Annotated in this window: 11 protein-coding genes; all 11 read left to right on the top strand. The window is 72.4% G+C overall.

Annotation, left to right across the window (positions count from 1 at the left end; translation table 11 throughout):
• Nucleotides 1-178 precede the first annotated feature (178 nt).
• Entirely contained in the window at nucleotides 179-1303 is a 1125-nt protein-coding gene (locus ACFWRV_RS24685) for a TIGR03364 family FAD-dependent oxidoreductase (RefSeq protein WP_384337917.1), read from the top strand.
• A 5-nt stretch (nucleotides 1304-1308) separates the two neighbouring features.
• Nucleotides 1309-2064: a phosphonatase-like hydrolase gene (locus ACFWRV_RS24680; RefSeq protein WP_384337916.1), complete on the top strand. Its 756-nt coding sequence runs from the start codon at nucleotides 1309-1311 to the stop codon at nucleotides 2062-2064.
• Complete coding sequence (locus tag ACFWRV_RS24675; protein WP_384337915.1) at nucleotides 2061-3197, top strand: ABC transporter ATP-binding protein; 1137 nt, start codon at nucleotides 2061-2063, stop codon at nucleotides 3195-3197. The genes ACFWRV_RS24680 and ACFWRV_RS24675 overlap by 4 nt, the downstream gene beginning before the upstream one ends.
• Complete coding sequence (locus ACFWRV_RS24670; protein ID WP_384337914.1) at nucleotides 3194-4099, top strand: 2-aminoethylphosphonate ABC transporter permease subunit; 906 nt, start codon at nucleotides 3194-3196, stop codon at nucleotides 4097-4099. The genes ACFWRV_RS24675 and ACFWRV_RS24670 overlap by 4 nt, the downstream gene beginning before the upstream one ends.
• Nucleotides 4086-4883 (top strand): ABC transporter permease, encoded by a 798-nt coding sequence (locus tag ACFWRV_RS24665; RefSeq protein ID WP_384337913.1) that lies wholly within the window; start codon nucleotides 4086-4088, stop codon nucleotides 4881-4883. The genes ACFWRV_RS24670 and ACFWRV_RS24665 overlap by 14 nt, the downstream gene beginning before the upstream one ends.
• Nucleotides 4884-4912: 29 nt before the next feature.
• Nucleotides 4913-5968, top strand: coding sequence for a 2-aminoethylphosphonate ABC transporter substrate-binding protein (locus ACFWRV_RS24660; RefSeq protein WP_384337912.1), 1056 nt, complete (start codon nucleotides 4913-4915; stop codon nucleotides 5966-5968).
• Between the two features lie 134 nt (nucleotides 5969-6102).
• Nucleotides 6103-7644, top strand: a complete 1542-nt coding sequence (locus tag ACFWRV_RS24655; RefSeq protein ID WP_384337911.1) for an alkaline phosphatase family protein — start codon at nucleotides 6103-6105, stop codon at nucleotides 7642-7644.
• A 74-nt stretch (nucleotides 7645-7718) separates the two neighbouring features.
• Nucleotides 7719-8543 (top strand): HAD-IIA family hydrolase, encoded by an 825-nt coding sequence (locus ACFWRV_RS24650; protein ID WP_384337910.1) that lies wholly within the window; start codon nucleotides 7719-7721, stop codon nucleotides 8541-8543.
• A gap of 114 nt (nucleotides 8544-8657) precedes the next feature.
• On the top strand, nucleotides 8658-9224 hold the full coding sequence (locus ACFWRV_RS24645; RefSeq protein ID WP_384337909.1) for a hypothetical protein: 567 nt from the start codon (nucleotides 8658-8660) through the stop codon (nucleotides 9222-9224).
• A 1-nt stretch (nucleotide 9225) separates the two neighbouring features.
• Entirely contained in the window at nucleotides 9226-9966 is a 741-nt protein-coding gene (locus ACFWRV_RS24640) for a class F sortase (protein ID WP_384337908.1), read from the top strand.
• A 342-nt stretch (nucleotides 9967-10308) separates the two neighbouring features.
• Nucleotides 10309-11355, top strand: a complete 1047-nt coding sequence (locus ACFWRV_RS24635) for a glycoside hydrolase family 6 protein (RefSeq protein ID WP_384337907.1) — start codon at nucleotides 10309-10311, stop codon at nucleotides 11353-11355.
• Nucleotides 11356-11398: the final 43 nt, after the last annotated feature.

The following is an 11398-nucleotide window of genomic DNA, read 5'->3' as shown; positions in this document are numbered from 1 at the left end:
CAAGCCGACAGCTGTGCGCAGCGTTATGGCGAGGTCCGGGCTGTTTCGCGACGCATTCCGCGCCCTGTTTCTTAGGTCACGAATGAATAACGGGTCTGGTCCAAGTTTGGGAGGCCGTTCACCGTCCCGTCGGCGTCCCGACGCGTCCGGGACACCCGCTCCGAGGAGCGTGGCCGTCGTGAGAGTCATCGTCGTAGGAGCCGGCGTGGTGGGAACCATGCACGCCTGGCACGCAGTAAGCCGCGGCCACGAGGTCGTACAGATCGAGCGTGAGAGTGAGGCGCGCGGAGCATCGCTCCGCAATTTCGGACAGATATGGATCAGCGGCCGGGCCGGCGGCGAGGAGCTGGAGACCGCCCTGCGCGCCCGTGAGCTGTGGGAGGAGATCGGGGAGCGGGTGCCGGGGCTCGGTTTCCGGGCCTGTGGTTCGCTCACCCCGCTGCGTACCGCCCGCGAGGTCGCGGTCGCCGAGGCGGCCGTCGCCCGGCCCGACGCGGCGGCGCGCGGCTACAAGCTGCTCACCGCCGACGAGGCCCGGGCGGTCAACCCGGCCCTGCGCGGCGCGTTCACCGCAGCCCTGTGGTGCGAGCGGGACGCGGCCGTCGAACCCCGCACCGCACAGCTCGCCCTGAAGGAGGAGCTGCTGGCCTCCGGGCGGTACACCTACCTCGGCGGTCGCGAGGTCCGCGAGGTCGTCGGGGCCGCCTCGGTGCGCGACGACCACGGCGACGTCCACACCGGTGACGCCGTGATCCTCGCGACCGGCGCCTGGCTCGGCGGACTCGTCCGGGAGCTCGCCGGGCCCGAGCTGCCCGTGCGCCGCGTCCGCCTCCAGATGATGCAGACCGATCCGCTCGGCGAGCCGCTCACCACCTCCGTCGCCGACGCCGACAGCTTCCGCTACTACCCCGCCTACCGGGGCGAGGCGCTCGACGCCCTCAACGCCGGACAGGCCCAGGACCCGGTCGCCGCCGAGCACCGCATGCAGCTCCTCATGGTCCAGCGCCGCGACGGCGGGCTGACCATCGGCGACACCCACGAGTACGAGCACCCCTTCGCCTTCGACACCGTCGAGGAGCCGTACGAGCACCTCACCCGGGTCGTCGAGGCCTTCCTCGGCCGGCCGCTGCCGCGCGTCCGCCACCGCTGGGCGGGCGTCTACGCCCAGTGCACCGACACCGCACGCGTCGTCCACCGGCAACAGGTGCGCGACGGGGTCTGGCTCGTCACCGGACCCGGCGGGCGCGGCATGACCTGCTCGCCCGCCATCGCCGAAACGACCGCCGACCAACTGGGCTGGTGAACCACATGAATTCCACGACACCGACCACCGATCACCCCTTCGGCCTCGTCGTCCTCGACATGGCCGGCACCACCGTCGCCGACGGCGGCCTCGTCGAGCAGGCCTTCTCCGCCGCCGCCCAACGCCTGGGCGTGCGACCCGGATCCGACGAGCACGCCCGGCAACTCGCCTACGTACGGGCCACCATGGGGGAGTCCAAGATCTCCGTCTTCCGGCACCTCTTCGCGGGTGAGGGCGGCGAGGACAAGGCGCAGCGCGCCAACACCGCCTTCGAGGAGGCGTACGGAGAACTCGTCGACGGCGGCCGCATCGCCCCGATACCCGGCGCCCGCGAAGCCGTCGAACGCCTCGCCGCCGAAGGCCGTACCGTCGTCCTGACCACCGGCTTCGCCCGCACCACCCAGGACGCCATCCTCGCCGCCCTCGGCTGGCAGGACCTCGTCCCGCTCACCCTCTGCCCCGCCGACGCGGGCGGCCGGGGCCGGCCCTACCCGGACATGGTGCTGGCCGCCTTCCTGCGCACCGGGGCCGTCGACGACGTCCGGCGGACCGTGGTCGCCGGGGACACCTCGTACGACATGCTCAGCGGCGCACGCTCCGGGGCCGGGATCGTCGCCGGGGTCCTCACCGGGGCCCACGACAAGGACCGGCTGACCCGGCACGGCGCGACCCACGTCCTGGGGTCCGTCGCCGAACTGCCCGACCTCATCGCGCGGGCCGAGGCAGCCGGGCTGCCCGCCGCTGCCCGGGACGAGGCATGAGCGCCCCCGCCCCGGCCCCCGCCGTGCCCGGCGCTCCCACCCGCGAGCGGCCCGCCCCTGCCGCCCCCAGCGGCATCCGCTTCGAGGGCGTCACCGTCGCGTACGGCGGGAACGTCGTCCTCGACCGGCTCGACCTCACCGTCGAACCCGGCGAGGTGATGGCCCTCCTCGGGCCCTCCGGCTCGGGCAAGACCACCGCCCTGCGCGCCGTCGCCGGGTTCGTCCGGCCCGCCGCCGGGCGGGTGTTCCTCGGCGGCCGGGACGTCACCGCCCTGCCCCCGCACCGGCGGGGGATCGGCATGGTCGTCCAGAGTTACGCCCTCTTCCCGCACCTCAAGGTCAAGGACAACGTGGCCTTCGGGCTCAAGGCCCACCGCACCCCCAAGGCCGAGATACCCGGCCGGGTCACCGAGGCCCTCGAACTCGTCGGCATGGCCGCGTACGCGGAGCGTCACCCGCGCGAACTCTCCGGTGGCCAGCAGCAGCGCGTCGCCATCGCCCGCGCGCTGGCCATCCGGCCCGGCGTCCTGCTCCTGGACGAGCCGCTCTCCGCTCTCGACGCCCGGCTCCGCTCCGGGATGCTCGCCGAACTGGCCCGGCTGCACCGTGAGTTGCCGGACGTCTCCATCCTGTACGTCACCCACGACCAGGTGGAGGCGCTGACCCTCGCGGACCGGATCGCCGTCATGGACCGCTCCCGGCTCCAGGACTGCGGCACCCCCCAGGAGCTCTACCGCCGGCCGCGTACGGAGTTCACCGCCTCGTTCGTCGGCAACGCCAACCTGCTCCCCGTCACCGTGACGGGCGCGGGGGCCGTCCGGCTCGGTGACCGCCCCCTCGGCGTCCCCACCGACACCGCCGGCCCCGGGGCCACCGCCACCCTCTGCGTCCGGCCCCACCTGGTCGGCCTCGGCGACGGGCCCAACGCGCTGACCGGCAGCGTCACCGAGGTCCAGTGGCGCGGCTCCACCCACCGCGTGCACGCCGACGTCGACGGCCACCGCGTCATGGCCGACCTCCGCGAACTGCGCGAGCCCCCGTCCATCGGCGACCCCGTCACCCTGCACTTCGCCCCCGAGGACGCGGTGCTGCTCCCGGCGGAAGCGAGCAAGGCGGGAGGAGTCGGCCCATGACCGCCCCCACCACCGCCGTCCCCCGGGCTCTCGGCGAACCGGCCCCCACCGCACCGAGCCCCGCCCCCGCCAGGTCCCGTACCGTCCCCGCCTGGGTCTGGGCGCTGCCGCCCGTCGCCGTCCTCGCGCTCGCGTTCCTCTACCCGCTGGCCCTCGTCGTCCAGCAGTCCTTCACCCCGGACGAGGGCGGCGGCGTCTCGCTCGACCCGTACGCCGACGTCTTCGCCTCCGAGGTCTTCCGCGACGCGCTCACCACCACCGTGTGGCTCGCCGTCGGCTCGACCGTGGGATGCCTCGTCCTCGGGTTCGTCCTCGCGCTGGTCATCGCGTTCGTCCCGTTCCCCGGCGGGAAGGCGGTCGCCCGGTTCGTCGACGTCTTCCTCTCCTTCCCGTCCTTCCTCATCACGCTCGCCCTGCTGTTCATCTACGGCTCGGTCGGGATGGCCAACGGGCTCTGGACCGACGTGACCGGGTCGGCCGACGGACCCTTCCACTTCCTGACCACCCCCTGGGGCGTCCTGCTCGCCGAGATCACCTACTTCACGCCGTTCGTGATGCGCCCGCTGCTCGCCGCCTTCTCCCAACTCGACACCGGGCAGCTGGAAGTGGCCTCCTCACTCGGCGCCGGGCCCGTCCGGATCATCCGGCAGGTGATCCTGCCCGAGGCGCTCCCGGCGCTCGCGGCGGGCGGCAGCCTCGTGCTGGTGATGTGTCTCAACGAGTTCGGGATCGTCCTGTTCACCGGGGCGAAGGACGTCACGACGCTGCCGATGCTCGTCTACAGCAAGGCGATCCTGGAGTCGGACTACCCGGCCGCCTGCGTCGTCGCCGTCGTCAACATCGCGATCTCCGTGGGCCTTTACAGCCTCTACCGGGTGGTGAGCCGCCGTGCTGGTGCATAGCCGGGCCGGGAAGTGGGCCACCTGGGCCGTCTTCCTGCTCCTCTTCGTCCCGCTGTTCGCGGTGCCCCTGCTCGTCATCCTCGCCGCGTCCCTCGCCACGAACTGGTCCGGGGCCTTCCCCTCCGGACCCACCGTCGAGCGCTACGCCGCCGCGACCAGCGGCGACTCCCTCCAGGCGCTGACCACCAGCCTCGTCACGGCCCTCGCCGCGAGCGTGCTGGCCCTCACCCTCGGCGGCTGGGCCGCCCTCGCCGCCGCCTCCCTCCGCAAGCGCGGCAAGCGGTTCCTGGACGCCCTGTTCATCCTGCCGGTCGCCGTGCCCTCGGTGGTCGTCGGCCTCGCGGTGCTGGTGGCCTACAGCCAGCCGCCCGTGCTGCTCAACGGGACGCGCTGGATCGTGATCCTCGCCCACACCGTCCTCGTCACCGCCTTCGCCTACCAGTCGGTCGCCGCCGCCGTGCGCCGCCTCGACCCGATGTACGAACAGGCCGCCGCCGGCCTCGGGGCAAGCCCCGCCCGGGTCCTGTGGCGGGTGAAACTGCCCCTCCTGCTGCCGTCGCTCACCTCGGCCGCCGGGCTCTGCTTCGCCCTGTCCATGGGCGAGTTGAGCGCCACGATGATGCTCTACCCGCCGGACTGGACCCCGCTGCCGGTGCAGATCTTCGCCGCCACCGACCGGGGCTCGCTCTTCACCGGCGCCGCCCTCGCCGTGGTCCTGATGGCCTCGACGCTCCTCGTCCTGGCCGCCGTCTCCCGCATCCGTACCCGCGCCTCCTACCGCTGATCCCCACCATGACCTTCCGGAGATATCCCATGCGCATCCCCGCCCGCACCCTCGCCCTCCCCCTGGCCGGCCTCACCGCCCTCACCCTCACCGCCTGCGGCGGCTCCTCCGCCGCCTCCGACGAGAAGTCCGTCACCGTCTACAGCGCCGACGGCCTCAAGGGCGAGAACGGCGACGGCTGGTACGACAAGGTCTTCAAGGACTTCGAGAAGAAGACCGGCATCAAGGTGAAGTACGTGGAGGGCGGTTCCGGCGAGATGGTGCAGCGCGCCACCCGCGAGAAGTCCAACACCCAGGCCGACGTCCTCGTCACCCTCCCGCCCTTCATCCAGCAGGCCGACAAGAAGGGGCTGCTCGCCGCGTACGAGCCGAAGGGCGTCGAGCAGGTCGACGGGGCCGACCGGGCGGCCGACGGGAAGTGGACCTCCGTCGTGAACAACTACTTCGGGTTCGTCCACAACAAGAAGGAGCTGAAGACCCCGCCCCGGACCTGGGAGGACCTGCTCGACCCCGCGTACAAGGAGAAGGTCCAGTACTCCACCCCCGGCGTCGCGGGCGACGGCACCGCCGTCCTCATCAAGGCGATGCACGACTTCGGCGGCCAGGAGCAGGCCATGGCGTACCTGAAGAAGCTCCAGACCAACAACGTCGGGCCCTCCGCCTCCACCGGCAAGCTCGCCCCCAAGGTCGACAAGGGCGAACTCCTCGTCGCCAACGGGGACGTGCAGATGAACTTCGCCCAGTCCAAGGACATGCCCAACCTCGGCATCTGGTTCCCCGCCAAGGGCGACGGGAAGCCCACCAGCTTCGCTCTCCCGTACGCGGCCGGGCTCGTCGCGAAGGCCCCGCACAGCGAGAACGGCAAGAAGCTGCTCGACTTCATGCTCTCCGAGCAGGCCCAGCGCGACGTCAGCGCGGTCGGCGGGGGCTTCGCCGCCCGCAAGGACATCAAGGCCACCGACGCCAACGCCGTCGAACTGGCCGGGCTGATGGAGGGCGTGGAGATCTTCGAGCCCGACTGGGCGGACATCGGGACCAACCTGGACACGTACATCGACGCCTGGAAGTCGGCCACCGGAAGCTGACCGGCCACCTTTCGGCCACGGATTCCTGCGAAGGTCTGGACCCGGCCCGGTTATCTCGCGAAGGTAACGGGTCTGGTCCAGAAAGCAGTTCACGTCCAGCCCCGCTCGACCCGCCCCTCTCCCTGGAGGATCACGTGTCCCGGTCCCTGTCCCGACGCTCCGTGCTCGCCACCACCGCCGCCGCGGCCACGGCCGCCGCCGTCGGCCCGCTCGCCACCGCCACCGCCGCGCACGCCGCGCCCACCCTCCCCGACGGCACCAGCAAGGACAAGGTGCTCGTCGTCGGCATGGACGGGCTGCGCCACGACGTCATCGCCGCCGCGAACGCCCCGCACCTCAAGTCGATGATGGCGGGCGGCACGTACGGCACCTCGCTGCTGTACGCCAACCCGATGGCCGCCACCTCCTCAGGCCCCGGCTGGTCGACCATCTCCACCGGTGTCTGGCCCGACAAGCACGGCGTCAAGGAGAACTCCTTCGCAGGGAAGGACTACGCGAAGTACCCCGGCTTCCTCGCCCGCCTCGCCCAGGTCCGCCCCCAGCTCTCCACCTACGCCGCCGTCGACTGGAAGCCCCTGGACGCCCAGGGCACCGTCACCCCGGGCGCCGACGCCAAGCTCGTCCTCGACGGCGACCGGGACGGCTACACCGGCCACGACGCCACCATCGCCGCCGAGACCGAGTCGATCCTCCGGAACCAGAACCCGGACGTGCTCTTCGTCTACTTCGGCCAGACCGACATCGTCGGCCACAACTCCGGTGCCGCCAGTACCGCGTACCGCCAGGCCATCGACGTCCAGGACGGCTACCTCGGCCGCCTCCTCACCGCGATCAAGGCCCGTCCCTCGTACGCCACCGAACGCTGGACCGTCATCGTCACCACCGACCACGGCCACACCGACTCCGGCGGCCACGGTGGCAGCGCCATCGAGGAACGGCGCACCTTCGTCCTCGCCCAGGGCCCCGGCATCGCGGCCGGCGCCCGCCCCGCCGACACCCGCCTCGTGGACGTCGCCGCCACCGTCTTCAAGCAGCTCGGCATCACACCCGACCCCGCCTGGGGCCTGGACGGCAAGCCGGTCCAGGAGCGCTCCACCGACCCGTTCGAGGCGCTGTACCCGCAGCTGAAGGCCCGTGTCGACGAGACCGGCATCCCGGCGGGCGTCCTCGGCTGGACCCACACCGCGCCCAGCGGCTGGTCCGTCGTGAACTCCGCGATGGGCACCGGAGGCGTGAGCGAGTGGCGCGGCTGGTCCTTCGCCACCGACGAGTTCTGGAGCCGGAGCCAGCGCGACCAGTCCCGCGAGCTGAACGTCCGCTCGCGCGGGATCTCCGCCGTCGCCGACTCCGACGAGTGGGACGACAAGGCGTCCTCCGGACCGTACGACTCCACCCTCGTCACCCCGGCGTACGCCGTCGGCGGCAAGCGCACCGTGACGCTCGGCCTCACCACCCACTACCGGCAGGAGGGCGCCCAGAGCGCCCGGATCCTCGCCTCCTGGAACGGCGGAACGCCCGTCGAGGTGAAGCGCTACACCGCCGACGTGATCTCGCAGCCCCAGACCCTGACCCTGGACGTCCCCTCCGGGGCCGCCAACGTCAGCTTCCGGTTCCACTACACCGGCAGCAACAACTGGTACTGGGTGATCGACGCGGTCAAGGTCACCGCGAGCTAATTATGCTGGGGGTGCCGGGACGGCGTGGTCCGGGCACCCCCAGCACGCAGTGCGTACGGCAGGAGTCCCGACACATGGCAGAGCGCAAGCCCATCTCATCCTGGCTCACCGACATGGACGGCGTCCTCATCCACGAGGGCATCCCCATTCCCGGTGCCGACGCCTTCATCAAGCGGCTGCGGGATTCCGGGCTGCCCTTCCTCGTCCTCACCAACAACTCCATCTACACCGCGCGCGACCTGCACGCCCGGCTCAAGCGCATGGGCCTGGACGTGCCCGTGAAGAACATCTGGACCTCCGCGCTCGCCACCGCCCAGTTCCTGGACGACCAGCGCCCCGGCGGCACGGCGTACGTCATCGGCGAGGCCGGTCTCACCACCGCCCTGCACGACATCGGGTACGTCCTCACCGACCACGACCCGGACTACGTGGTGCTCGGCGAGACCCGGACGTACAGCTTCGAGGCGCTCACCAAGGCGATCCGGCTGATCAACGCGGGCGCCCGCTTCATCTGCACCAACCCCGACGAGACGGGCCCGTCCGCCGAGGGCCCGCTGCCCGCCACCGGCTCGGTCGCCGCCCTCATCACCAAGGCCACCGGCAAGGACCCGTACTTCGCGGGCAAGCCCAACCCCCTGATGATGCGGACCGGGCTGAACGCCATCGGCGCGCACTCCGAGACCAGCGCCATGATCGGCGACCGGATGGACACCGACGTCCTGGCGGGCCTGGAAGCGGGTATGCAGACCTTCCTGGTCCTCACCGGGCTCACCGCCGTCGCCGACATCGACCGCTACCCCTACGGTCCCTCGCACGTCGTCGAGTCCATCGCCGACCTGGTCGACCTCATCGACCTGCCGGACCAGGCCGACAAGCCCACCCCCGCCGACCGCCGCTGACCTGCGCTAACCGCATCCGCAGCCGCCCGGGAGGCGCCCTTGGCGTCGCCCGAACGGAGGACTGCGGATGCGGGCCGGCGCCACAGCCGTGAACCTTCCCGTAGGAGGTTCACGATGCGTTCTCTTCCCCTCACGTTCTGTGCCGCAGCGGCGGCCGCGCTCATAGCCGTGCCCGCACCCGCCGCGCTGGCGTCCCCGGCCGCCCCGGCCGGCGACGACGACCGGCGCACCGGCACCGTCTCGATCACCCCGTCCACGATCGCCCCGGGCGGGCAGGTGGAACTCTGGGTCGACGTCTGCGGCAAGGGCCGCCGGGCCAAGGGCAACTCCGACGCCTTCGCCTCGGTCGCCCACTTCCGGCCCGCCGACGACGACGGCCTCTTCGCCGAGGCCCGGATCCGGTCCGACGCCGAACCCCGCTCCTACGACGTCTGGGTGACGTGCGAGGACAGCGACGGCAAGGCGACCGGCACCCTCACCGTCGTCCACCACAACCGGCCCTCGCCCGCCGCACCCGTCAAGGCGGGCGGCGGAGGCACCGCCACCCTCGCCGAACGGTCCACCGAGGCCGCGGGCCCCGGCACCCGGCACGCGGTGATCGGCCTGGTGCTCGCCGCCGTCGCGGCCGTCGCCGTCGCCCTGCGCACCTCGCGCCGGCGCCGCGAACCGGCCGGCAGCTGACATGGGAGCCCCGGACCGCCCGGCAGGCAACGGGCGACTGCTCACCGGAGTGACCTGGGCCGTGCTGCTCCTCGGCCTGTGGCTCTGGGGCAAGGAGGCCGGTGGCGGGCTCGGCGGACTGTCGGGCCCCACCACCGGCGACGTGGCCGCGGTCGGCCGCCCCTTCGGAAGCTCGCTGCCCCCGGCCCACGACCCGCTCGACGGGGCGGCCCCCGAGCGGGTCGAGGTCCCCTCCGTGGGGATCGAGGCCCCCGTCGTCGCCCGCGGCCTCGACGGGGACGGGGCCATCGACCCGCCCCCGTACGGCATGCCGAGGACCGCCGGCTGGTACGGCGACGGCACCCAGCCCGGGGCGAAGGGCACGGCCCTGTTCGTCGGCCATGTCGACACCGACACCAAGCCCGCGGTGTTCTACGGGCTCAGCGCGGTCAAGCCGGGCGCCCGGATCGAGGTCGCCCGGAGAGACGGCAGCGTCGCGGAGTTCACCGTGGACGATGTCCAGCTCGTCACCCGCGAACGCTTCGACGCGCAACAGGCGTACGGACCCCGCGAGGACGGCCGGGCCGAGCTGCGGCTGATCACCTGCGGCGGGACGTACGACCAGAAGACCCGCTCGTACACGGCGAACGTGGTGGTCTCCGCCTACCTCACCGGGGCGCGGGACGCGCGGGGCGCGACGGAGAACGCCGGAGACGGCGGGGAGCGGGCCCAGGCCGTGGCCCACGGCAGCGGCCGCGGCTGAGCGCCGCACCTCGGAACATCCTCAACCCGGCCCGGCGGGCGGCCTCTCAGGGGGCGTGCTCGCCGGGCCGGTCCTCGACCGCGTGCGCCCGGCCGCGGGAGTCGCCCGGCGCGGTACGGGAGGTCGGTGCGGTGGGGAAGGCCCCGGCCCTCGCCACTGTAGGGGGACCGGCCGGTCGGATGACCGGCTTTCGAACAGGATGTCCGGAACCGGTGCCCCGGTGTGACCGTTGTACGGGGGAAAGCGTGGACGCCCGGCCGCTGTGCCAGGATGGATCGGACCGGCAGCACATCGGTGCAACCAAGGACGAACAGTGCAGGCAGTGCACCCAAGGGGGAGTGGATGTACGGCAGTTACACCGGCCGGTCCCGGACGCGCAGGCGCGCGGCGGGCCTGCGGACGACCGGTACGGCGGCGGCGCTCGGGGCAGCCCTGCTGCTGGCGGGGTGCTCCGGCGACGGGGACGGCGGCGACAAGGAGAGCGCGCCGACCGTCGAGCAGCAGCCGAAGGACAAGGATCCGTACTGGGTCAACCCCGACGGCAACGCGGCCCGTCAGGTCGCCGCGTACGGCAAGGACGGCGACGACAAGAACGCCGAGCTGATCCGGAAGATCGCGCGGCAGCCGGTCGGCGAATGGATCGGCCCGGACAACCCCGAGAACGAGGTCAGGGGCGTCACCGAGGCCGCCGCCGCGGCCGACCGGGACGCCCTGCTGGTCCTCTACAACATCCCGCACCGCGACTGCGGCCAGTTCTCCAAGGGCGGCGCCGCCGACGGCAACGCCTACCGCGCCTGGCTCGACAGCGTGGCCAAGGGCATCGGGGACCGCGGCGCCACCGTGATCCTGGAGCCGGACGCCCTGCTCCACCTGGTCGACGGCTGCACGCCCCAGGAGTTCCACGAGGAGCGCTACGACCTTCTCAAGGGCGCGATCCAGCGGCTGAAGCAGCAGCCCGCCACCAAGGTCTACCTGGACGCGGGCAACGCGGGCTGGCAGTCGCCCGACGCGCTGTTCCAGCCGCTCCAGCGGGCCGGGATCGCCGAGGCGGACGGCTTCTCGCTCAACGTCTCCAACTTCCAGACGACGGACGTCTCCACGCAGTTCGGCAGGAAGCTGTCGGAGAAGATCGGCGACAAGCCCTTCGTCATCGACACCAGCCGCAACGGCAACGGCCCCTACACGGGCGGCGATCCGGCCGAGAACTGGTGCAATCCGCCCGGCCGCGCGCTGGGCGAGGCCCCCACCACGCAGACCGGTGACGAGCTGGTCGACGCCTACCTGTGGGTCAAGCGCCCCGGCGAGTCCGACGGCGACTGCAAGGGCGGCCCGAAGGCCGGCGCCTGGTGGCCGGAGTACGCGCGGGGCCTGGCCGGCGCCACGAAGTAGGCGGCAGGGCGAGAAGGCCGCGTTCCGGAAGAGAGCCTCTTCC

The organism is Streptomyces sp. NPDC058576 (genome assembly GCF_042718715.1).
GTDB lineage: Bacteria > Actinomycetota > Actinomycetes > Streptomycetales > Streptomycetaceae > Streptomyces.
This window is presented reverse-complemented; position numbering and strand designations above follow the sequence as displayed.